This is a genomic window from Acidobacteriota bacterium (genome assembly GCA_016700075.1).
GTDB lineage: Bacteria > Acidobacteriota > Blastocatellia > Pyrinomonadales > Pyrinomonadaceae > OLB17.
Window position 1 is genome coordinate 971,909 of sequence record CP065000.1, and the last position, 24,697, is coordinate 996,605.

At 52.5% G+C, this 24,697-nt stretch carries 18 protein-coding genes; 3 read left to right on the forward strand and 15 right to left on the reverse strand.

The window, feature by feature from the left end; genetic code table 11:
- Positions 1–30 precede the first annotated feature (30 nt).
- On the forward strand, positions 31–1,707 hold the full coding sequence (locus IPM50_04435) for a hypothetical protein (protein ID QQS33830.1): 1,677 nt from the start codon (positions 31–33) through the stop codon (positions 1,705–1,707).
- A 33-nt stretch (positions 1,708–1,740) separates the two neighbouring features.
- Here IPM50_04435 and IPM50_04440 read toward each other — a convergent pair whose 3' ends face one another.
- The 9 genes from IPM50_04440 to IPM50_04480 form a co-directional block, all read right to left on the reverse strand.
- The gene (locus IPM50_04440; protein QQS33831.1) at positions 1,741–2,796 is read right to left on the reverse strand and encodes a glycosyltransferase family 4 protein; all 1,056 of its coding nucleotides are present in this window, start codon (positions 2,794–2,796) and stop codon (positions 1,741–1,743) included.
- Positions 2,793–3,923, reverse strand: a complete 1,131-nt coding sequence (locus IPM50_04445) for a glycosyltransferase (GenBank protein QQS33832.1) — start codon at positions 3,921–3,923, stop codon at positions 2,793–2,795. Before IPM50_04445 ends, IPM50_04440 begins: the two co-directional genes overlap by 4 nt.
- An 11-nt stretch (positions 3,924–3,934) precedes the next feature.
- Positions 3,935–6,310, reverse strand: coding sequence for an alginate lyase family protein (locus tag IPM50_04450; GenBank protein QQS33833.1), 2,376 nt, complete (start codon positions 6,308–6,310; stop codon positions 3,935–3,937).
- A complete protein-coding gene (locus tag IPM50_04455; protein QQS33834.1) occupies positions 6,294–7,493 on the reverse strand; it encodes a hypothetical protein in 1,200 nt (399 codons plus the stop codon). The genes IPM50_04450 and IPM50_04455 overlap by 17 nt, the downstream gene beginning before the upstream one ends.
- 14 nt (positions 7,494–7,507) lie before the next feature.
- Positions 7,508–9,106: an oligosaccharide flippase family protein gene (locus tag IPM50_04460; GenBank protein QQS33835.1), complete on the reverse strand. Its 1,599-nt coding sequence runs from the start codon at positions 9,104–9,106 to the stop codon at positions 7,508–7,510.
- A 63-nt stretch (positions 9,107–9,169) separates the two neighbouring features.
- Entirely contained in the window at positions 9,170–10,204 is a 1,035-nt protein-coding gene (locus IPM50_04465) for a glycosyltransferase family 2 protein (GenBank protein QQS33836.1), read from the reverse strand.
- Entirely contained in the window at positions 10,201–11,361 is a 1,161-nt protein-coding gene (locus tag IPM50_04470; protein ID QQS33837.1) for a glycosyltransferase, read from the reverse strand. The genes IPM50_04465 and IPM50_04470 overlap by 4 nt, the downstream gene beginning before the upstream one ends.
- Positions 11,361–12,929 (reverse strand): hypothetical protein, encoded by a 1,569-nt coding sequence (locus tag IPM50_04475; protein QQS33838.1) that lies wholly within the window; start codon positions 12,927–12,929, stop codon positions 11,361–11,363. The genes IPM50_04470 and IPM50_04475 overlap by 1 nt, the downstream gene beginning before the upstream one ends.
- Before the next feature lie 32 nt (positions 12,930–12,961).
- Complete coding sequence (locus tag IPM50_04480; protein ID QQS33839.1) at positions 12,962–14,113, reverse strand: hypothetical protein; 1,152 nt, start codon at positions 14,111–14,113, stop codon at positions 12,962–12,964.
- Between the two features lie 506 nt (positions 14,114–14,619).
- Between IPM50_04480 and IPM50_04485 the strand changes: the two genes are divergently transcribed.
- A complete protein-coding gene (locus tag IPM50_04485; protein ID QQS33840.1) occupies positions 14,620–14,937 on the forward strand; it encodes a hypothetical protein in 318 nt (105 codons plus the stop codon).
- Here the strand turns inward: IPM50_04485 and IPM50_04490 are convergent.
- From IPM50_04490 to IPM50_04500, 3 genes are all read right to left on the reverse strand, one after another.
- Positions 14,934–16,808 (reverse strand): long-chain fatty acid--CoA ligase, encoded by a 1,875-nt coding sequence (locus IPM50_04490; protein QQS33841.1) that lies wholly within the window; start codon positions 16,806–16,808, stop codon positions 14,934–14,936. The two genes, IPM50_04485 and IPM50_04490, sit on opposite strands and share 4 nt — an antisense overlap.
- Before the next feature lie 127 nt (positions 16,809–16,935).
- A complete protein-coding gene (locus IPM50_04495) occupies positions 16,936–18,591 on the reverse strand; it encodes a hypothetical protein (GenBank protein QQS33842.1) in 1,656 nt (551 codons plus the stop codon).
- A gap of 251 nt (positions 18,592–18,842) precedes the next feature.
- The gene (locus IPM50_04500) at positions 18,843–20,411 is read right to left on the reverse strand and encodes a YifB family Mg chelatase-like AAA ATPase (GenBank protein ID QQS33843.1); all 1,569 of its coding nucleotides are present in this window, start codon (positions 20,409–20,411) and stop codon (positions 18,843–18,845) included.
- A 192-nt stretch (positions 20,412–20,603) separates the two neighbouring features.
- On the opposite strand from IPM50_04500, the gene IPM50_04505 reads away from it, so the two are divergent.
- A complete protein-coding gene (locus IPM50_04505; protein ID QQS33844.1) occupies positions 20,604–21,200 on the forward strand; it encodes a TlpA family protein disulfide reductase in 597 nt (198 codons plus the stop codon).
- Here IPM50_04505 and IPM50_04510 read toward each other — a convergent pair whose 3' ends face one another.
- The 3 genes from IPM50_04510 to IPM50_04520 all read right to left on the reverse strand — a co-directional run bounded on the left by IPM50_04510 (position 21,201) and on the right by IPM50_04520 (position 24,439).
- A complete protein-coding gene (locus IPM50_04510) occupies positions 21,201–22,103 on the reverse strand; it encodes a DUF814 domain-containing protein (GenBank protein QQS33845.1) in 903 nt (300 codons plus the stop codon).
- A 72-nt stretch (positions 22,104–22,175) separates the two neighbouring features.
- Positions 22,176–23,450: an RDD family protein gene (locus IPM50_04515; protein QQS33846.1), complete on the reverse strand. Its 1,275-nt coding sequence runs from the start codon at positions 23,448–23,450 to the stop codon at positions 22,176–22,178.
- 305 nt (positions 23,451–23,755) lie between these two features.
- Complete coding sequence (locus IPM50_04520; GenBank protein ID QQS33847.1) at positions 23,756–24,439, reverse strand: NYN domain-containing protein; 684 nt, start codon at positions 24,437–24,439, stop codon at positions 23,756–23,758.
- Positions 24,440–24,697 lie beyond the last annotated feature (258 nt).

Below are 24,697 nucleotides of genomic sequence, written 5' to 3' on the forward strand. Positions count from 1 at the left end.
CGTCTGATATTGGAAGAAAAATATCGCTTATTGGCATCGGAAATCGACAAGACATTTGGATTTTACGAGGTTTTCAGCGTTTTCTTCCTCGACGCTTGTATTGTGACAGAAGTAATGACAACAAATGCGATCCGCGTGAAGGCAAAGGAACGGCAGCCAAGCCGTCGACTGGGCATTTTGCGCATCGCTCTGCCGCTGCTTTTCTCGGTCATGTTTATAATTGGATTCGGTTGGGAATGGAACACTGACAGCTTTGGATTGTTTTACGCACAGCCCGAAATAACCGAACGTTTCGAGGAAGGCAGGCTTATAAAAGTTCCTGCCGGCGGGAATCTTCAAGCAGCGATCGACCGGGCAAACGGCGGAGACATTATCGAACTTGAAGCAGGAGCGACCTATAACGGACAGATAAACTTAACGAAAAGCAATTCAGGAAAGCCGCTCACGATCCGTTCCTCTGCCGCCGACAAACTTATCGAAGGCAAACGCGTTACTCCCGCTGACCGCCAACATATGGCACGCATTGTTTCGGGAATGCTTGGCCGCGCCGCACTAATGGCTTCTAACGGTGCAAGCGGTTATCGCATCGTCGGCATCGAATTTACATCAACAAGTTCTCGTTATAATTACGGCCTCGTCGTCCTCGGAAATGGCGAAACCCGTCCGGAAAATGTACCTACCGATATCGAGATCGACCGTTCCTACATTCACAGCAATGGCGGCCGCGGGACGGTTCGACGCGGTATCGCGTTAAACAGTGCGCATATTACGATCAAGAACAGCTACATCGAAGGCTTCGCATATCCGGGCGAAGAAACACAGGGCATCTGCGGTTGGACAGGGACGCGAAACGTACGTATCTACAACAATTACATCGAAGGCGGTGCGGAAAATATAATGTTCGGCGGTGCTGACCCCGCAAATGCGGAACTCATCCCGACGGATATCGAGGTCACCGGCAACCATCTGAGCAAATCGCGATCGTGGAACAAAGACTCCACGATGAAGACCGCTTTCGAACTGAAGAACGCAAAGAATGTCGTTTTCAAAGCCAATTTGATTACGGACAATTTAAAAGGCTCAGCTTTCCGCATCACGGTCCGCAATCAGGATGGAAAAGCTGCCTTTTCAACCATAGAGAATGTCGTGGTACGCGACAACATCATCGACACGACAGGCGACGGCATCAACATACTCGGGCGCGACGACACGCACGCGAGCCAGACGCTGCGAAACCTGACCATCGAGAACAACCTGTTCCTTAACGTTGGCACGAACGTAATTGAGGGCGGCGGCTATTTTGTACTGGTGAATGACGGCGAGGGAATCGTAATTCGTAACAACACCGTACTCAACAACGGCAACATTACAACGTTTCATGGTGCGATGCCTCGCGGCTTTGAATTTTACGATAACATCGTCGGTCACGGAGATTACGGCATTCATGGACGCCTCGACATGCGATCCGATGCTGCACGGGCGATGTTTTTCAATAACATTTTCATTGACCTGAACAGGATCGACCCGTCCGGAAGGTCATTTCCGCCCGGGAATGAATTCGTTTCAGGAGTTTCGGAATTGGGTTTTGCTGATGCAGCGAGCGGCGACTATCGCCTCTCGCCGAACAGCCGTTTTGCCGGAAAAGGCCGCGATGGAAAGAATCCCGGAGCAGACTTGATCTCATCGAGTCTCGCCGGATTACGATAGAGGTGCTTGTCACCTATCACCATCTACTGAACTCTAGCTGTCTTGTGTTGTTGCCAACTTTCTGTAAAGCCCAATAATAGCGGCGATTTGATCGGCCTGCGGAGCTGCATCTTGATGTCTCGGCGGGACTGACATGACCTCACTGACAGCGGCGGCGATGGACTCCGGTTCGTGATCGTCGATGAGGTGAACGCCTTCGGGACGAAGTCCGGTTCTTGATGCAATTACCGGTGTGCCGAGGAAAAGCGATTCGCGAACAGAGATCGCATCGCCGTCAAACTGCGTAATTCGAAGCATCACGTCAGCTTGTTCTATGAGCTTCAATACAACATCGTGCTCGATCGAGTCCGCCAGCAAAACGCTGTCCGCAAGACCGGCCTCAAGGATCGCATTTTCGGCGTGCTCCCGAAGCGAACCGCCGCCTACAATGACAAGCCCCGCATTCTGATGCTCATCTACGATATACCGCATCGCATCGATCAGGAGCAACGGCTGATATTCAGGTTCTAGACCGCCAACGGCAACAAACAGCGGCGTGTGGCCTTTCGTAAAGCCGGAGATCTCGGCCGGCATCTCAACCTGTTCCCTTGGACGCGTCAGCACATAGGGCGGGACCACTGACAGCCTATAGTCATCGACACCGTAACGGCGGAACACTGTCGCGATCTCGTCATTGACCGCAATGACGTGATCGAACCGCCTGAAGACGGCTGCGGCTAAAGTTGCCGGCGATGCCGCACGTCCGGTCTTCGAACTCGGGAAACCGCCGGAGTGCATGGTCAGCACTTTCTTTCCGCGCCCGAACATCGTAACCGCGGCCGCGAGAGCGAGCACACGCGGAGTTATCTCGCCGCCGAGGTGCAGATGTGTGATGTCGGTTGCGGCGGATCGGAGCACTTTGACCAGTTGAATTGGAGTACGGGGAAAAGAGATCCCGTCAACATCTGACCCTGCATTACCTTTTGTCGTCGCGATAACAGTACAGTAATCGCCGCCGATCAACAGCCGTTCACGTATCGCAAACACGTTTCTGCTCACGCCGCCTTCCGGCGGTGGAACAGGACCAAGCTGCACGACACGAAGTTTCATTTTCCATTTACGGCACGCAGCCGCTCATACACCGCAATTGTCCGATCTAGTTGGATCTGTAATGAGAACTCTCTCGCGATCTTTTGCCGTCCTCTTTCTCCGAACGAATTTGCGATCTGTTGGTCGTCGAGCAGGACGTTAAGTTTTTCCGCCAATCCTCTGTCGTCGTCGGATGCTACGAGGAATCCGGTTTCACCGTCGATGACAGCCTCGCGGGCACCGCCGACATCGGTCGCCACCACCGGTTTTCCGGCGGCCATATATTCGAGAATAGAATTTGAAAATCCTTCGTTTGTTGACGTGAGCACGCACACATCTGATGCTCTCAAGAGTCTGGGAACATCGTCGCATCTGCCCAAAAAATGAACCCGCCAGCCGACGCCGAGATCATTTGCCAGCCTTTGCAATTCAGTTTCCAGATCGCCCTCGCCGGCAACGGCGAAATGCACATCATCTCGAGGAACTGCCGCCGCTGCCCGCAACAGCATCGGCACATTCTTGACCTCATGACGCAAATTTGCGACCAGCGTGACAAGTTTGGAATTGGGAGGAATGTCCATTGAAACACGAACCGCGAGAGCATCGCCGCTATCAACGAAGCGTGCGGCGCCAATGCCGTTATAGATAAGCTCGATCTTTTCTTCAGAGATGCCGTATTCGTTCGTCAAATGTTCTCGGACGGCCATCGAATTGGCGACGATCGCATCGGCCCTGCCAAACGCGATGCCTTCTACAAACTTCTGAGTTCCCGACCGCATTCCGCCGGTCTCACGTTTCGATGCCACTCTTATTGGCGTCCGAGCGAAAGATGCCGCGGCCATTCCAAATACATTTGAATAGAAGTCATGTGTGTGGACGATCGAAATATTGTTCTCTTTGAGAAACGCTGTACACGCGCGTACCTGCCGTACACAATTCGCATCGTAGAAAGAAGCTAACGGGAACTCCGCGATCTCGCGGACCCCGAGCGATCCAACACCCTCACGCAAAACTCCCGTACCGTCCAGCACAGCCACACGAACATCAAACCGCCCTTCACGCACCAGCATCTCGGTCAATGCCGCGGCCTGGCGTTCGGAGCCGCCCTGATTAAAGCTTCCGAAGAATTGTAAGACTCGCGGTTTCACGGTGGAAAGATCTATCCGATATCGGCCGTCCAAAGGCCTTCGTTGGTTGAGATGTAAAGCTCCTTTCCGAGCCGTCGAATATGGGCGAATTCCAGCGGCTGCCCGGCGAAGATCTCCATTCCTCCTATGCTCAGCGAATCGCCGCGGATCAACAGCATCTCGTCAGGGAGTTGTCCGTTGTCAGACAAACGGGCCCACGAGTAGCGGAAATTTGATGCAAAAATACCATTGTCAGTGGATTCAGACTGGTTGTCTGCGAAGATGAAAAGGTCTGTGAAATTGGGGGTTCTAACAACGAATGCACGCCCAAAATCGACCGGCACCTCGCTGACGTTCGGCGCCTCGCCGATCACAGGGAACAAGAATGTAAAAAATTCCTGTTTACCGACGCCCGCGGCTGAATATCGGCAGTACGCGGCATTTTTCTTGTTTCCGTGAACACGCGAGACCCAACTTTCTCTCTGCTGCCAAAACCCATCATCGCCAAAGGTGTGGAGTTTGAATCCGTCGCCTTCAACAAAACTCCCATCCTCCGATACTGATACATCTACGCCCGCGTCAAAATGAAAATGCAGATCGTACTCGTGCACTCGCTGGGCGTCTGCCTCGTCGCGAATGACCCAGTAATCGCCTTTCAGAAAAAGCACACTGCGGCGATGCATGACAGGGTCGTCTAAACGTCGATATCCGTCATGACTTCCTTCGAATAGATCGAAACGCGGCTGCGAGATCCATTTTTCAGCGGTTGCGTTCGCCCTCGAATGCCATCCGAAGGTGCTTCCGGGCTCCGACGACGATCTGCCGTCAACAGTCAAAGTATTGTGGGCGGCTGTCGAACGGAACAGATCACGCATTTCCTTTGATTCGTGATATGTGTAGGTCCCGGGATCAACAAGGATACACTTTCCGTTCAGCGCCGCGGTAATAGAAAGTGTGTCGGCGTGTCCGTGACCTCCGGACAATGCCCCGACCTCGCCGCAATCGATATGAAGATAGTTATCCAATGCACCTGATCCGTCACGCATCACATATTGGCCGCCGACACCAAAATCCCTTGACGCCATGCCGGGCACTGAGGCACCGAGCGACCGGTAAGTGTTTATACCGGCCTCGCCTAAGAGCCAGAACAGGTCTTCGATCTCAGTCCCCGCACACGCCCACATCTCACCGCTGCTGAATAAGACCGAACCCACAGCAATGCTTCCCCGAAAATCGTTCGGTGCGGCAGACGACAGCGGAAGTAATCGCCCTCCGTCATCGTCCCCGATCAGGGGCGTTGTGCCATCTGGCATCGCCACCGTCGAAAGATAGTCAAATGCCTTGCCGAGCCGTTCCTCCAAGTTGCTGTCCGAGACGTACCCGCCTGACGATGGCTGCAGCGATCGCAGAATGATGAAATGCGTGTAAATATCAACGGTGTATTTCTGATACCACGTGCTTTGTTCGAAATAAACACCGTCTGAATGGATCTGCTTTTCCGCCTCGGCGAGAAGTATCTCACTCGCGAGCTTCCTCCACGACGCTGCCCTTCGGAAATACGGGAACTGTGTGCCGAGGTAATACAGTCCAAGAGCTTCACCTGTCAGGTGCGTATTCGGGCTGAAGTATTTGGAAAGATACTTTTCAATATGGCGGCCGTGCCGATAGAGGTAGTTGGCCGCGTCCATAAAATGATTAGGCGTAAAACTCTCGGAATCGCGGAATAGGTGAAACGCCCATATCCACGACATCGAGCGAAATGCGACCTCCAGACTGCTCGACCAATTGATCCCCATTCCCGGTGGATTCTGCGACACCCACGATGACAGGTGCTCGACAAAACAATTCGCGTACCTTTCGTCACCGGTAAGACGATAGGCCGCACCAAGAATGAAAAAGTGTTGATGCCGGTTCAGCTCCCATATGACCTTACGGTCGCCGACCTCAGAGGCGGGAATTCGGTCGATCTCTTTCCAATGCTGCAGCGGCGCGCGTTTCTGTGATATCGGGTCGCGATGCCAGTCAATGTCAGCACCGACGTAAACGTTCCGATAACCCAAAAGGTCGAACCGTCCGCTGAGGATCCGATCTGCCTTGTCGATGATATTCGTGTGAACGTCCGCGCGGTCAAGAATAGACGAAATATTCGCAACTGAATTGCCTCGAACAGCGATGGAGGGGAAAAAGACCTTTTCACCGTTCTCAAAGAACCGCTGCCAAAGGCTCTCTGCAATTATCGGAGACCTGCCAAAATAGCCGGCGTCGATACGTTTGATGAATTCCTCGTTGGACATCGAGCCGCTTTCGCCGAAACGGTTCTCCGCATAGGCAGAAATGACCTGTCCTCCGCGAGTGATCACCTCGTCAAGGCTTCGGATCTTTTTGATCTTCTCAAACGGTCTCGACATTTGCTTTTGCTGCGGACTTTCTGATTTCCGATTCAGACCGCTCATTCATTATTGCTTTCAGGCGATGATCACGAAAATGATTCGGGTCACCCGAAAGACCGTCAACTGCCGCCATCGCGATGTTAAAGGCCTCGCGTGTACTGGCGAAATGTATCTTAAATTGGCCGTCCTTAGCGGTTGTTTCGATCAGGTCGCCGAAAAATCTTTTTGCGTCCTCGCCGATGCATGCCTGTTGATCGTGGTCGAAAAACCCGTGGCAATACAGCTTTACGAAGATCCAGTCGCTCTTGCCCGCGACCGTGACATTGCCCGAGACCCATCGGCGGAATCTCTCCATATCCAGGTCCTGGTTTGACGCGAGAGCTCCGTCCTCTATCCGTGGCAGCGGCATGCCATTAACTCGGCGGCGCCAATTGAAAACCAGCGGACCGCTGAAGATCAGCGGGAATTTCGTGATCTCTGACCCAACGCCGATCCTTATCCCCTTGCTGTGGGCCGCCGGCACGTCCAAAGGCAAGGCGCACTCGTAGATCTGGTTGAGCACGGGAACTTGCGTTCGATCAGGCGCCGAGGGCATTGTGAAATCCGCATAACAGCCCGTCTCCGCCAGTATCGCCATCTCGCTGTCAACGCCGCAATGGAGTCCATCGCAAGAATTATCGAGTGCCAGATTGCCGTGGACAAAACCATACCTGACCTGTCCCGTCACAACATCCCGCGACAGGCATTTGTGCCGGTCAGCAAGCGTGTCTCGAAACTCCGAAAGCTCCTGTCGCAGGTACTCTTCGCTGTCCGTTCCCGGATCACCATGATGCAAATGGACCTCAACCTCGCCCAGCCCTTCAGACTGCATTTCGGCCATGATGTCCAAGATCTCAGGATCATACTGTTCTGCCGGATAAAAATTGGTATGCCGAAATTTTGTGCCGTCCTCATCGACCACGGCGTTGCCGATAGACCGCGCCATTCGGTGATATTCTTTCAGACGACGGACCTGATCCGCGTGGCCAAGGATGCCGTTCTTGCTCCAGCCCGGTTCGAAATGATCAGCAATTGTGATGATCACATGCTTCTTTTCAAAAAGCGTTTTCTCCCATAGAGCTCTAAGACGCGACGCAGGATACCTGGAAAGCCAGGGTAGGCTCCAGCGCAGCTTCGTCAGATTGTTAGGCTCTTGTATCATTTACGCTTACGGCTTTACGCCTGTGTTTCTACCACTCCTGCGGACCGATCACGTGAAAACACGGAATTCCAAAATCGCCTGATCACGCTTTTTTCGCTTTCTTCAATAAGATCCAGCCTGTTTGCGATCAAGAGGTAAACAGGAGCAAAGATAAGTCCGCATATGAGCAGCACTAGGCTGCCGCCGAAGAAATTCAGGATATTGAGTGCGTGAATATCGAAAGTATCCTCAATGAAATTTTCGCCCGCATACTGAATATACTTGTGAACACCATTGTAAACGAAATAAGTGACGATCCCTGCCGCGAGTGCCGCGAACGCGGTCTTTATGACCGGTTTGAGCAGATGCAAATGCCTCACGCCGAGCTCAAGCTTCCTGATCACAAGCGTTTCTGCAACAACCTTTTCAATAAGGACGGCCGCAACTGCTATCGTTATCACTCCGGTAAGCGTCACGTTGCCTATTGAAAAATAGAGTACCGAGATCATCGCGGTGAGGATAATGATCCGCGTTACGAGGAAAATGCGGCCCAGTTCCTTGAACGACCTTACGACCGGATCCGTGATCAGTATCGCGAAAGGCAGCAGCGTGATGTTGATCGCAAAAATAGACGCACTCATTTCAAACTGCTGCGTGAAGAGTGTCGTTATGAAGGTGCGTGCCGTGATGAACAGGAATACGTATATCGGGAAGTAAACAAGCGCCAGTTTCTGCATCGCACGTGCAGTGAGCCGGATCATTTCATCGCGGTCGCCCTTCTGCTGGAGTTCGTTCATCTTCGGAATGAGTACTGAAGACACCGATTCCGACAACATCGCTATTAGGGGAACCTCGAAGCAGCCGTATGCGTAGATAGCGAATTCAGCAGATGTGAACTGATAACCAACAAAATAGTTGTGGATATCATACTGAGCCATCCACAAAATACCGGTCAGCCCGAACGGTATCGCATAACGCATCTGCTCCCAGAAAAATGCAGGGTCGAACGAACAGAGGAACCCCGGAAAACGCGTTCGCAGGTACCAGATCAAAATGATGGTCTGCAAGATCCCCTGGAACATCGCCGCGTAGATAAGGGCCTCGACCGAAGCAAAACAAATGATAGCCGTTCCCATCAGCAGCGTTTTTGAGAACTGTGCCGAAATAATGAAAACAGTCGCAACGCGAGCCTCTTGATTCGCAATTGCGACCATTTCCAGGAACGTCGAGAATATCCAGATCCAAATGACGACGCCGATCAGCGGTGCCAGCCGTGTGAGCTCCTCGCTGTGAAAGATATTTCCTATGATCTGCGGATAGAGAAATAATAGTAGACACGCCAGTCCGCCGACCACAAAATTGAAGATGAGTATATTGAGGATCGCCGCCGGCCGCCTTTCCTTCTCTCGCGCGAGAAAGTAGTAGGCGCTCATTGAAAACCCCAGCGGAAGGATCACTACTGCATTAGTAATGACCTGAAATGCCTCGCGGTAATGGCCGACCGATTCAAGAGCAAGATTTCGTACGATTATGAGAGGGAGAGCAAAGCTAAGGGAAAAGCCGACAAGCTTGGCCGCCAACAGCCAAACGCTTTGTTCCCTTAAAGATCGCTTCTTTTCCTCTTGTTTAAACATCTGAAGGCAAATTCTCAAATAGCCGCCGCGAATAGGCGGCAGCCGCTGAAAGAAAAGGCGGAATCACGCTGACCTTTCAATATTCCTGACAAAAGTTATTTCGTTGCTGCGCAGAGACTTAAAAGCCTTTAACAGAAGCCCGGGAGCAAACCGTGCCATGATCGCGACCGCAGTAAGTTTCAGCGATCGACGCCGCCTATTTGCCTGCCTGAATGCCTCGGCCGCTTCACGGTTTCGGCCGCTCAACAGGAGCGATTTTCCGCTCTCGACCTTCAGGTCGGTTCTGAAATCATCAATTCGTCTTTCGGCTATCATTTTTTCGTCGCACGTGAGATCGATGGTTGATATTGCACGCTCGAACGCAAAGATGGACCGTTCCATTCGATTGACCGAATCGCCGGAAAGGCTGTTCAGGTGAACGCGATACTTGGCAAGTACCTTTTCTTGAAATCCTATTTTCCCTCCGTTCTTTGCGATGCGCAGCCACAGCAGATAATCGTGTGCAAGGCCGTCTGCGGTATCAAACAAACCGGCAGCCGCCAAGGCCTCGCGGCGGACCATTGTCCCGGAGGTGATGACGTTGCATTTCAGATCCAGCAAAGAAGCCGGCGTCACTTCGCCGGATGACGGAGCCGTCTGCATAAAAGTACGGATGTATGGCGAACTGTCACCGAAAAGATACGCATCACAATAGACCATGTCGAGTTCGTGTCTCCCCATAAAGACGTATTGAGAAGCAAGGAAGTCCGGCAGCCATTGATCATCCCCGTCAAGAAATGCAATGATCTCACCGCGCGCATGCGATATGCCGGTGTTTCGAGCCTCACTGGCACCCGCGTTGTGCTGCTTTATATAGACGATCTCTTCCAAATAGCTGTTGATCTCACGTTCGAACCTCTCACTATCCGGCGAGCCGTCGTTAATGAGGATGATCTCGTATTCGCGAAATTTTTGGGCGATGACAGATTCCAATGTTACGGAAATGTGTTCTGCGACATTGTACGCAGGAATGATGACCGAGATACGCGGCCGACTGCTGAACACGTTACGGCCAACGCGCTTGCTAATGAGAATGTCCTTTGGCCTGTTCTCCGTCATCTCTCAGGTCTGATAGGCTCCCAGCTTTCGTATCGTTCGCCTCGGATGAATTTATAAAATGCTATTACTGACGCTAAGTTCGCCAGCAGAAAATACTGCGGTATCGATAGAATGCGGGATCGCAGCCCGGCTGTCTCGCTGATCCAGCCGACGACCGCCAAAAAATAAAAGATCGCCTGCAAGGCAAATAATGTGCTGTAGAAACTGCCCGACGACATCAAAACCGCGTTTGCGATAAGCATCGCGGCCAGCAAGATCGGCACGGCATATCGAAGCAGTTTGTGTGAGATCAACTGAATAGCGTAAAAGCCGCTCTTGAACGGGTTCATCATATCCCGGTTCCGCCAGAGGTCGGTGAATGTCTGGGCGATCACACGTATCCGCATTCGCAATTCCGCAGACGAATCTCGATTGACGTGTTCGTAACAGACCGCGTCAGGGGCGAATACGGTGCGAAGCCCGTTTCGGTACAACACGGTGCAGATCAGAAAATCGGAACACGCCTCCGGATACATCGGCACATAGGCTGATCGGCGGACCGCATAAAGACATCCCGAAGCCCCGATAAGCGAGCAGGCTTTGCTCTCGCACGCTTTAACGAAAGTTTCGTAACCCCAGTAGCTTGTAGCACCATCTCCGACAACGGTCTCGTCATCGTTCCTGTAAATAAGCCGCCCTGCAACGCAGCCGACCGAAGCATCGGCAAAAAGCGGCAGGATCTTGTTCAGGACAGACGGGTCGTAATTAGTTGTCGCGTCGGAAAACAGTATGATCTCGCTCGATGCAGCCTCGACCGCTGCATTCTGAACGAACGTTTTTCCCTTCCTGCCTTCAACTCTGAGGAGACGAACACGTCTGTCGGAAAATGACTCTACAATTTCGTCTGTCCTGTCGGTCGAACCGTCCGACGCGACCAGAATTTCTAGTTTGTCCTGCGGATGCTCTAGCCGGAAGGTATTTTCGATCTTTTCACTTATCGCTGCTTCTTCGTTGTACGCAGTTATTAGTACTGTGACTGTGGGCTCCGCAGCCGAACGCCGCACTGGTTCAGTACGCGTTCGTGCCATCAGATAAACGAGCAAGGGGTATCCCGCATAAACATATACCAGAATGCCGGCCGAGGCCCAAAAGGCGAAAAGCGCGATGAGATCGATCATCAGGCGGCCACCTCCGGCTTGGACGTCAGCTCTCGGCCTGGTTCAGCAAGGCCCGTCTCGATCGCATAAATACGTCGAAACGCTACAGCATAGGCGATCAAATAATAAATAAACCAGTTGTAGGCCACGTGGGCGAAAAAGCTGGAGACCAGATACCCGACGATACTGGCCTGAAGCCCGATCGCCAAATAGTAGTACCAGCCCTGCGTTTCTGCATCGAACATCGTTCTTTCAATAGCCCGCAGCTTGCGAAACGGGCTCAACATAAAGACAAGATACGCAATCAGCCCAAGTATCCCGAGTTCGGCAGAAACTTGGGTAAAAGCATTGTGCGAACCCAGATTTCTAACCCCGACGATCGGGAAATTCCCGATGCCGATGCCCCATGGATTTCTCGCCGTCACGATGAGCGAACGGATCAGAAGTTCCTGCCGCTGGTCACTGGAACCTACGGCGTCAAGCCCGGGAATGAAGATCGAAAGCATTCGCAGTCCGTAATTTCCGGGAGCTGCAATGATCGCTATCCCGCCAACAATAACGGATGCGATCGTCACGTTCAGCCTATGCCGTCGGCCGATCTTCCACGCCAGGACCGCGCAGCAGGCGATCAATCCCAGAAAACCTCCGCGCGAGAACGTAACCATGTTTGCTCCGATAAAAAGAGCAGCCATCGAGAAAAAGACCCAGCGGCGAAAGCTCCGGCCTGCAGCGATGCCCAAGGCGATCGCGAGCGGCGTCATCATTACAAAATGCATCGCCATCTCGTTAGGATTGCCGAACATCCCGCCGACGTCGACCGCAACCCGATATTCTTCGACCGTAAAGACGCCGCGCGAATAGAGGTCAAGTGCCGAGTATCCGAGGTAGATGCCGATGCCGAAAGACAGCCACAACATTGCCATCAATCTGGCACGCGTACGTACGACATTTACCAGAACAATGAAGATGACGACCGCTTTTATGAATGTGTCGTTGAACGATTCCCAGGCAAGGCCCGGATCCTTAGCGATCGGAATGGTGAAGAGAGCCAACAGCGTCATCGCCAATACGGCTTTGACCTCGGTCGAAAGCATCGTCACATTTCCTTCTATCGCCAGTTGGCTGGGAATGTAGATCGCAAGCGTCGCGATCGCGAAGTAGAACGCCGTTGCGGACAAAAAGCCGAGGCCCGGAACTATTTCGTATGGACGAAAGAGCACCATGATCGAGAACAGATAAAGCCCGATGAATGTAGCCGTATGTCCGTGCCGCACAAGCCATCTGTCCCCGGTCAGCAGTTCGGCGTCCCGGTCGGCAAGCTTCGCACTACTATCTCTATTCGTCCTTTTTGTTCTTTTCGTGGCAGGGTTCTTAGCCGAGGTTCGTTCGTTTTGACGCGGTGATCTTAGAGTTGATGTTTCCGCTTCTGCAAAAGTTTCCGAATAATGAGTTTCCGTACTCCCTGCCGCGTCGGCGGTTACGGAATTCTTAAGACCTATACGATCGGGAGCCTCCGGCTCGATGCCGTATTGCCGCGGCGGCGACGCCTTTCCGCGATTTTCGATACCTTTGTGCTCGTGCCTCGACATCAAATCTCATTTCGTTCCAACACTCGCAACGACTATGCGGCTATCTGTTCGCGTTCGACCGTGATCAATTCTTTGACCCTTAGCTTCAAGGCCTTTTCAAAATGCCGGGCCTCATTGACGCCTGAAAATGATAACTGTTGCAGATTGATCTCGATGCGCTTTCTGTAGTCAGAGACCAGCGAATCAGATACGCCCAACAATTCTGCGACCTCCAATTGGGTGCCGCTGTTAGTGATCAGGTAGCAATGCCAAAGCACATTTATAATGCGGTCGTACTGCTTTGTTTTTCCTCGAACGGACTGGCTCAGGGTTTCAAGAAAGCTGTCAACAGAATCAGCTGCGGCCATCTCGGCCTCATTCCGGAGAAGGTCTTCCTCCGGAGTATCTCGGTGATCGGTGAATTCAAATGGAGCCCTGTCGTCCTCATCGCTGTCGGTTCCGCTGCCGACCGGAACAAGATGAATGTCCATTATCGGTAAGCGTGACATCACAAAGGAACGCAGGGAACGGACGTCAACCGGCGAATCTACCGCCTTGAAAACACGTATTATCAGCTTCTCAAGCTCCGGGTTGCTGATGACGATCTGCGCATCACCTGTGCAGCCGACCATCCGAGTATCGCGGCCATAGAATGCGACGACCTTGACGCGCTCGTCCATTTCCTGAACGTCGCGGCGGGTCTTGTTGTCCTTCCACTCAGCAAGGCCGTAAAGACGGTCCGCTAGCCGCCTGTGAGCTTCAGGGTTGCCGATATTGTCAAAGCGGCGAAAGGCAGAACTGGACTGTATGAGCGTCGATATCCGCCGTGCCAAACGGTACGATTCGGGGTAGCGTTTACGCAGCTCCGCAGTCACCATGTTCGTGAGCTCGATCTGACTGATCTCGGCCTCGATCTCGGAATCAGTCATTCCGGTATCCAGATAATGCTGAAATCGATCTTTAGAGAGAAGAGCTACGAAAAGCTCCTGCGTAAGATCTGTATAAGCGTTATGTTTTCCTTCCTCGACGAGGAATCCGGCGCGCTTAGAAGCTCTGACAAGAGGATGCGAAGATACTATCCGATGCAGTTCCGTCCAGATCTGATTAACGTCAGACGTTTTCAGACTGTCATTCCATTTCCCGACCTTGACCTGTTTGTTTTGGATAGAACGGGGCAACCGCTCCTTGGTCTTAAGTTCACTCATAATCGGCTTTTCCGGGGGGTCAGATTGTCCTTGCCGTTCGATGCCGCGTGACGGTTCATGTCGCAGTGTTGAAAAGACCTGAGTTAGCGTGAAGGGCAAACTTTGCCCCGAGACATCCATGGGGGCTGCCTTGTTAAGGAGGGAATGAATTTTCCTTTTCTTCTAGGGTCTTTTGGTGCGATCAACTGCCGAGCAGCGTCGTCGATCCGGTTATCGCATTAGTTCGAAATGCATCGAACCATCGCAATATCAATAGTAACAAACTTCTTGTTTGTTGAGCAACAAGTTTTTGCACTCAGTTTTGTGCATACGAAGATCCGCTAAACTATTGCATTAATGAGACTTGTGGATCTCGGCCCTGAGGATCTTTAAAAAGAGTTCCGGATAATGGCACTTTTATTTTCCCAACTTTTGGAAGGTAACGGGCATTGCGGATTTACTTTTGGTGTATTGCAAACAAGGCCAAGGCCTCGACCTAAGTCGGGTCTATCTGCCGGTAAAGCCGTATGGTTACTCGCAACATTAGCTCGTTCTGCAAGAACGAAGACTGTCCGTCGTCCGACGAATTGCTCGCCTTTCAGGCTGGCGACCTGGATATGCCGCGTGCAGGCGAGATAATCGGACACGTCAATTGGTGTGATTTCTGTGCGGCAGAGATCGAATTTTACGAACACTTCCCGCCGATCGAGGCCCCGAGCGAATTTTCCGAAATTCCTGCTCCGCTTTTCGAGCTGGCCGCCGCTCTCCTCAACAACAAGGATCGCGGCACATCTTCACTTAACGATCTGATGAACGAATACGGTTTGGCGTATGATGGAGCCTAAGCTCCGCATATATCATCTATCGCTTCGCTGTATTTTTCGTCTATAACGTTCCGTTTGATCTTTAGGGTCGGCGTCATCTCGCCTTTGTCGATGGAAAATTCACGTGCCAATAAATAAACTCGCTTCACTCTCTCGTAGTCACTCAATTCCCTGGTCAGATCGACGGCATCCTGCTGAACCCGTTTTACAACTATCGGATCGGCACACAACTCCTCACGGGACCGTGAGACGTCTACGCCGCTTTCCTTTAGTTCCTCTTTAAGAGAGTCCCAATCCGGTACGACCAAGGCTCCGACCTGCTTTCGGCCCGAGCCTACGACGATCGCCTGCGAAACGAGCGGACTCTGCTTGAGCAAGCTCTCCACTTGCTGCGGGGCGACGTACTTTCCATTGGAAAGTTTGAAAAGGTCTTTGAGCCGATCGGTGATATAAAAATGTCCGTCCTCGTCGACATAACCGACATCACCTGTGTGATAGTAGCCGTCGGCATCGATCGCGGCAGTTGTAGCTTCAGGGTTATTGTAGTAGCCCTGCATTACGTTCGGGCCGCGGACCAACAGCTCACCGTCCTTTTCGGCGATCTTCAACTCGATGCCCTCGAACGGCGTGCCGATCGAGCCGACCTTGTTGTCGTCGGGACGATTAGCACATACAATGCAGGCCTCGGTCATTCCGTAACCCTGCAAGATCGGAATTCCTGCAGCCCAAAAGGCATACGAGAGCTTTTTGGAAAGCGGAGCTCCGCCTGATACAAAGAAACGCAGATCGCCTCCGACGCCAGCACGCCATTTCGAGAAAACAAGCCTGTTCGCTACCGCCTGTTTTGCCGCAAGCACCGGCGACACCGGCTGTCCCGTGTCTTTAGCTGTCCAGTATTGCTGGCCGACGTCGAGCGCCCAGTTGAAAAGCCCGGTCTTCCATCCGCCCGCAGCACGGCCTTTCTTCACGATCTTGTGATAGACCTGTTCAAAAAGCCGCGGCACCGCTGTCATGATGGTCGGCTTCACCTCGTTCAGGTAGCCCGCCAATTGGTCGAATGCCGCGCAATAGTGTATTGAAACGCCGTTTGCACAAAGAACGTAAAATACTGCCCGCTCAAATATATGTGAAAGAGGCAGGACCGCTAGGCTGCGGTCTTTTGAACTGATGGGAAGGCTCTTCGAAATGGATACTACATTGGTGACGAAATTCCCGTGAGTTAGCATCACGCCTTTCGGTTCGCCCGTTGTCCCCGACGTATAAATAATTGTGGCGAGATCGCCGGACTCGAGTTCTCCTAACGATCTCTCCACCGCGTCAGAGTCGATCTTTGCGTATTCGTCACCCTTTGATTCAAGATCTGAAAGCAGAAGCGACCGGCCTGCCGGACCATTTGAATCAGCGTCAAAAAACACGACCTTTTCCAGCCGTTCGACACTATGGATCGCATTCTCGGCGTGTTTATATATCTTTCGGCCGGATACAAAGAGCATCTTTGCACCGGAATTCTCGAGAATGTAGCGAATCTGCTCGACCGCCTGCGTGGTATAGATAGGCACATTTACCGCACGCAGCGAAAGAATTGCCAGATCAACGAAAGACCATTCGGGCCGGTTTTCCGATATTATTGCCACACGGTCGCCGGCCTTTACGCCTAGCGACGCAAGCCCCATCGCGATGCGTTTGACGCGCTCGACGATATCCCTTCCGCTGAGGCGTTCCCACGCATCGCCGACCTTGTAGGCAAGCGCGTCCGACTTGTCGTTACGAAGGAACGATTCAAAGCAGTAATGAGGTATGGTCTGCGGTATATTTTCGAACCCAATAAGGTTTTGAGCGATCATCGTTTGTTTGAATACATTCTGGCAGACGAGGACACCGGTGTCCAACATCTACAACAAAGACAAACCTTCTAGCTGCGAACTTCGAACGAGATCATGTAGCCAATGGGTCGAACAAAAACAGCGAATGGGCGCAGGACTACCTTCAATTTAAATGATGAATTAAACTAATGCTATCTTATCGGTCGATGCGCCAAATCTCTTCCCGTTTCTCGCCTGTTATTCTCACAAGCGGTCTTCCGGATCTTGTCAGAAGAGTTTGACGGGTCGCGCCGGCTACCGCGATAACGTTCACCGAGTCGATATTCCAATTGTCACCACCGACGCCGCCGCTGACAGTTGCCCTGACTCCGATCCTCTCGATCTGCGAAAGCCTTGTTCCTGCGGGTAAGCTGATCGATGCCGTTCGCGACGTCCTATCCGCCAGGCGGGCTCCTCGATTGAACGGGGCCTCGACACGCCGGCCGCCAGACATTATGGCAAAAATGAATGCGTTGTCATTTCCACCGCGCAGATCATCATCTCCGGTGCGGATCGTAACATCAAGCCTCTGAACCAACGGATCGGCTACGGGAGTAGCTCCTCCGGTCGAGTCCGAAACGCAGCCGGACTCGAGCATAAGGCGTCCCTGCTGACCGGTAAATCGCATCAACGGCCGACCGGTCGAACTCACTATCGTCCCTCCGCCCGCTCCAATCTGCAATGCATTCAACGTCCAATTATCAGGAGATAGGCCTAGCCCACTGGACGTGGCGAATCTAATGCCTATCTGCCGGATATCGCTTCTATTCACGGGTGCAGGCAGCCTTGCGGTGCGAGTGAACATACGATTGACGCGGTCGCCGTCGCCCCGGCCTAAAGGCACTATCATTGGACCTCGACCGGCAACGTTGAGTTCTAATTCAATGCGCGAGTCGTCCCTTAGGCCGTCGTCACCAGAAAGGAACGAGACGTTCAGATCGCGTACGGTCGTGCGACAAGCTTCACCTTCGAATCGAGCACGCACCCGGTACTCCCCGCCAGAGCCTTTGAATGAAAGAGTTTCCGACCAGGGCTGAACCGCAAGAGTTTTGGTCCGCATCTCAACTGGCCCTGCTGTTACCAAAGTAGGAAGGTTCAAGTTTCGAGACGATTCTGTTCCCGGGAAACCGTCCAAAACAGGCATCATGAAAATATGCACCCCAATTATCTGATCGGGGTTAAAGGTAGAGCCAACGGTCATTTGGCCCAAAAGATCAATGACACGAGGTACGGTGATCAGCCCTGTTGCTATCTCCTCAAGTCGATCTTCGAAATCGCGTTGAAAACTTGCCGCGGTCGCCACTACCGCGGTATTTCGTTCGATTTTTTCACGCAACGCTTGATCAAGCACTTGTCCGATCGAATCTAATAGCCCACGGATCACATGGGGCGGGGTATTGTTATTATCAAGTCCAATGATCACAGCTCCAACCACTTCCATACGGAGCACATCCGGTGTCACACGTCGAAGGTCGACCTCGGCACCGACAAATGGTGACGGCAAAGGCCGCATATCGCGCCATTCGATATCACCCATCCAGAACGGCAGACTTGCCCTTTGACGTTCAAACAGATGGTTCCCGCTACTTGATAGACCGCTGCGGTGTTCTGGTTTTGATACCCAGTCGTGCGGTTCATAGCTGAGAACGTTGACGCGGGTGGAATTGCGAGAATTGAATCGGGAGCGAAATTGTATAACCGCGAAATATGGACGATCGCCCGAACGCTCTCGCTGCTGAACGACCTCGACATCTGCGAGCTTCAATCGCCACGTTGACTGACCGTTGGTCTCCGAGGCATAGCTTGCGAACAAAACCGACAGCAATAGAGCTGCGCAGATCCGAATAAGCCTTGAGGGATTAATACAATTGAACACATGCAACATTATATTCGTCTCCTTGGCACGGTGCCGCGCTGATTTCCATACCTGAACTGATCCGCGGGAAAGCCGCCTCATTGTCTTGATCGCGGCTGTCTATGCATGAATTCTTGTCAAGTGAAGCTACTATGAGTTCTTATAGTATAAATGGGTTTGAATGCCGCGGCAAGAAAATTTTCCGACGCCTATATCCAATAGTTTCGATCCAGCGAGCGGTAGTTTATCGCCTCGCTTATGTGTGAAGCATCGATACGTTCAGAATCTGCAAGGTCGGCGATCGTACGGGACACTTTCAATATTCGGTCATGTGCCCGAGCCGAAAGTCCCTGACGCTGCATTGCTCGTTCGAGCAGCATCTCGCTGTCATTATCGAGGGCACAGAACTCGCGTATCTGTTTCGGCGACATCGCCGAATTTGAAAAAATACCGGTGCCTCGGAATCGTTCGAGCTGTCTTTGCCTGGCCGAGCTAACCCGTTTCCGTATCTCAGCACTCGGCTCGCCCGGCTCAGTTCCCTTGTCGCGCAGTTCTGCAAATTTGACCGCGGGAACATCGATGTGAATGTCGATTCGGTCCATCAGCGGTCCTGAGATCTTTCCGACATACCGCTGTATCTGCAGCATGCTGCATTTGCATTCCCGCGTCGATCCGAAATATCCGCAGGGACACGGGTTCATTGAGGCGACGAGTGTAAAATCGGCAGGAAATGTCAATGATGTTGCCGCACGCGATATGGTGACATTTTTGTCTTCCATCGGCTGCCGCAGAACCTCGAGCACCGAGCGGTCAAATTCCGGAAGTTCATCAAGGAACAAGACGCCGAGATGGGCAAGACTGACCTCTCCCGGCTTCGGCACCGAACCTCCCCCGATCAGGCCGGCTTGCGACACAGTATGATGCGGAGCCTTGAACGGCCGCTCAGTTATCAGTCCTGCCTTTCCTGTCAGGCCTGCAACGGAATGGATCTTCGTGATCTCAAGAGCCTCCTCAAACTCCAGCGGCGGAAGAATGGACGGCAGACGTTTTGCAAGCATTGTCTTGCCGGAGCCGGGCGGGCCGATGAACAAAATATTGTGCCCGCCGGCGCTTGCCACTTCCAACGCGCGTTTTGCGGTCTGCTGTCCGCGGACCTCGCTGAAGTCCGCTACATAACCCTCGCGTTGTCGAGTCAGGAGATCGGCGTCCGGGAGCATTGGCATTACATTCGTAGGCCGATCAGCAGAAAGGTCGCAGATCAGTTCGGCCGCCTGACGAAGATCTCGGATCGGATATACAGCAATACCTCGAACGACCGAAGCTTCGGGAGCATTATCTTCCGGGACAAGCAGGAAACGAACGCCGTTCTCCCGTGCGGCCAAAGCTATCGACAACGCACCGCGTATCGGCCGAACCCTGCCGTCAAGGGAAAGTTCTCCTACACTCAGCATTGAACCGGCATTATCACCGTCGGTAAGGTCGCCGTTCGCACCCAGAATCCCAAGGGCGACGGGCAGATCAAAGCTTGCTCCCTCTTTGCGTAGATCTGCCGGCGCCAAATTGACGGTTATCTTTTGTATGGGAAAAAAGAATCCGCTATTCGATATCGCAGCACGAATGCGTTCACGGGACTCGCGAACCGCAGTATCAGGCAGGCCGACAATAGTAAAATTAGGCGATTGATCCTGCTCGCTGGCCGAAGGCCGCAAGTTTGCCTCTATATCGACGATCAACGCATCAATGCCGAAAACCGCCGCAGATCGTGTCGAGAACAGCATACAAAAAGTGGTTTAGGATAAATGTAAGTCCCCAGAAGTTTAATACAGGATGAACGGTCCGGTAAAATCAGCATAGCGTTACGCTCACCGATATAACTTTGAAACTGCATTTTACGATGTTAATGTTTTAGTTAATGAACCCGGCTTCGAGGGTGTACCGGATAGACCGGCGATCGATGACCGCAACCAAACATGACCAGACGAACCAGCATCAGATCATTTTTTGTCCTCACCGCATTTTTTTCCATCTCGCTGCTCATTGGCTGCTCGGGCGGTGACAGCGGCAACGGCACAGCGGGCACGAACGGAGCGAAAGGCGACGATTCGGCATTCCCGCCACTGCCGCCAACCCTTGCAAATACGCAGTATCAGTTGCTGGACGGCACTCCGTTCAAATTGTCGGATAAGAAGGGAAAGGTTCTTTTGGTAAATATCTGGGGCACTTGGTGCGGACCATGTAGAGCGGAAATGCCGCATTTGATCGCTTTGCAGAACAAATACGGGCCGCAGGGCTTTGAAGTGATCGGCCTTAATATCGGCGACGGCTCCGGATCGCCGGAGCCGGTCGACCTTATCAAGTCATTCGCAGAAAAAATGGGGCTGAACTACACCCTTGCGATCAGCTCAAACGAGAATACACGAGAGTTTTACCGTCTGACACGGCAAGAGGTCGTTCCACAGACGATCATCGTCGATCGAAACGGCAAGCTTCGCGGTGTTCTTGTCGGCAGCGGACAGCGTGTTTACGATTCGATGTATGAGACCGTGGGCAAAGTCATGGCAGAATGATCACGGCCCGTCCTGGCGCTCGAATGGCACTTTCGGCTCCACCAAAATACTCTTGAATTTTGATAGGCTGACCAGCCCCGGAGCCGCTTTCTTTGGTTTATTCACAAATTTCCGCTGCGTATAACGTATCTCAAGTTTGGGCTGCTTCCTCCCTGAACTGTAGAAACCCGCAAGCTGAGCTGCTTCAGTCAACGTCTTGCCGGGGATCTCGATCCCCTTCGGTATCCTTACGATCACGTGTGATCCAGGATGATCCGCTGCATGCAGCCAGACATCGAGCGAGTTCGATACTCGAAATGTAAGATAATCATTGTCGGCGGCCGTCTTTCCGACCAATATCTCATACCCGTCAGACGACAGAAATTTTCGATATCGTTTTGGGTCCACCTTCCCTTTTATCGGCTTTGACCGCACATGTGTTGCCGGCGGCTCAGACAGAGTTCGAAGCAGATCTGCGTCTTCCTCGTTCTCCGCGGTATCTATCGCGACAAGTTGAGCCTCAGCTTCCCTGATAGTGCCTGCTACTATTTCCTGCCGCTTTACGATCTCCTCACGGGCATTGCGTGCTCGCGTAAACCGCTTGTAATAGTGTTCAGCGAGCTGCTTTGCGTCCATGCCCCGTTCTGAAGGGATCTCGATCGTCGGAGCCGCTGCGTCGTAGTAGTCAGTGACCAAAATGCTATCAGTCTGACTGCGCGCCGTGTGCAGATTTGCAAGCAACAGGTCGCCGTATCGCCGCCATGTCTCGGGGTCGCCGTGCCTTTCCAGATCACTTTCCAGATTTGCTAGAAGACGCTGCTTTTTCTGAATGAACCTTAAGAAACGCTTTCGGGCTTTTGCGGCGAATTCGCGGCAGGCGGCTGCCTTTTCGTCTTGATGATGCGTTTCTTTGATTTCTGTCATCAAGCTTATTTTACGCACAAAAAAGCCCGGTTCACCTCTCGGCGGAACCGGGCACGCAAGAAAGAGGCGTTTTTAGAACTCTTTTACTAAGATAGTGCCGGATACCAGATCATGTGCAGCTCTATTCTCATCGTTGAAAAATATGGTCACGAATCCAGCCCCCAAACACAACATCGAGGCGATATACACCGCCGAGTTGATCGCCGCCTGCTTCATCGTCGGGTATTCGTTCTCGACAGCATCAACCAATTCGAGGGCGAAAAGCCGCAGCCCCAATGTCTTTCCTACAAATCCGAGCGTCAAAGTACTGTAGGTGAAAAGGACCAAGGCCATGGCAGAAAAGAAGAGGCCTATCCCCAACGGCGACACCCAGTCGAAGCCATAGAACGCTATCGGAGAAAGCAGTAATGCAGCTGCTATCGCTGAAAACACAATGTCGAATAAGCCGGCTGCAAAACGCATAGAAAACGGCGCAAGGTCTTCTATCTCGTCAGGGGCCTCAAATTCCACCGCGTCCGCTTCCTCAGCCTCAGATCGGGCTGCCGGGATATGTATGAGGTTCTGTTCCAACGGCCCACTGCGGTCAACGTCAACCTCGATCCGTGAGGTCGTGATCGTCACCTCCGGCATTTTAACTTCCATTTCGACGGACTTAAGTTCAGGCAGCTTGTTAGTATCGTGTTTCAGTTCGCGGATCGGGGCAACCTCGGAGACCGTTCTCGGCAACGCAACGGGCGACGGAGGGACGAAGACCGGCTGTTTCACTTCAGGACGAACCGGCACTGGCGTCGGCCTCGAGATCGGCTGAGCGAGTGGCTGGCGGCCGTCATTCTTTAAGAAAGAACGGCGCGAGTTCTCGATCCTTGCCAGAGCTTTTGCCAGCCGCTCATCAGACACATCGATCTTCGGCTGCGGGCTCTGTTCAGCAGTCTTTTGCTGCGTCACGGAAGCAGGCATCGGCCTGACGTTGTCGGCCTCGGCAGCTTGAACGCCGCCATTCTTCCGCTGCTTCACAGATTCCCTCAGCTTATCGCGCCATTCCGGTATGTTGGTTTTGTTTGGATCTTGAAAACGAACCAGCGTCGGGCTGGTCTTTGCCGGCTCAAGGTGCGAGGTGATCTGCCGTTTCGGCAATGTCTGCGGATCAACCGCAGGAGAAACAGCAACGGCTGCCGCTCGGTTCCCCGTTGCCGTTACTACCGTTGCCGGCATTGGCGTTGCCGGCATTGGCGTTGCGGGCATCGGCTGTGGCAATGGTATCTCTTCGAACGTGTTTGCTGGGATAGAGTCCGTTCTTGGGCGGACCGTGATCTTGGACTGCAGTTCCTCACGAATAGTGTCGTTCATCATCGTACCGCAAGATGGGCAGATGGAAAGTGCCGGGGCAAGTGGCCTTTGACATCCCTGACAATTCATATCGATCTCAGATTTTCAGTAAGGGTTTCGAACGAAGCGCAAAATTCTTAAACACAGGGATGGTATCAACATTTACTTTAAGCAGTCAACAGTAAAGCGCAGAAAAAACAGCACTTTTCGACGTTTTAACAAAATATTACGTCGAAAAGCGCTTATTTGAAGGGCCAATTGAATCTTAAGCGCCGTGTATCTATTCGATCTTTGCAGATACCTATGCCAGTGACCGGCTATTTTGATCAGTTATCATCACGGATCGGCGTAAATTCCTGTACGCCTTCAGAGTCCGGGTCTCTGTACGGCTTTGCAAAGTGTCCGTGTCCTGAAGACGGCCTCTGCTCTTGTCCAACGTGGCCCGGAGGCAAGAACGAAGGCATCTCGTAGTCGGCCGGATGGTCGCCGTCCTTTCGAATAAGGTGAGCTATTTCGCCGAGATCAATAAAGAAATCCGCTACGTCGATTAGTCTTGGAGCTGAATTTGAACGAAATCCGGCAACCTCTACACGGCAGCCTTTGTATGCCACTGCGTTAAGCGCATATACAAAATCTTCGTCACCAGAAACGAGCACAGCGGTATCGTACTTTCCGGCGAGGCTTAGCATATCCACAGCGATCTCAACATCAAGGTTTGCCTTTCGGGTTCCGTCATAAAAGGTCTTCAACTCCTTTTGTATGACCCTAAAACCGTTTCGCCTCATCCACAGCAAAAACCCTTGTTGGCGCTCGGCCCCAACGTCAACACCGGTATAAAAGAATGCCCGCAGCAGACGCCCGTCACCGAGCAGCACACGCAGCAGCTTGTTATAGTCGATGTCGATATTATGAAATCTGGCCGCGTGAAACAGGTTGTTTCCGTCAATGAAGACGGCTACCAGACCGCGGTGTCCCAATTGCCATGAAGGTATGGTTGAATCAAACTGCATCAAAATGCGCACCTCTCTGTCCCGTAAACTAGGCATGTTCACGGCGGGTCGGTAATTAAAGGTACGCGGCGAAAGCTTGTTATCGAGAGAGTTCCGGCAATTCCTGCCAAATAGCTGAGTGAGAATAACTTTTTATAAAATTTTCAGTGCATTTGCATGCGCCGCATTCCCGCCTAACGTCCCGCTTCATCGGAAACGAGCCCATTTAGAGTTTGCCCCTAAATCTCTGATTGGTCAAGGAATTTCAAGCCCGCGCCT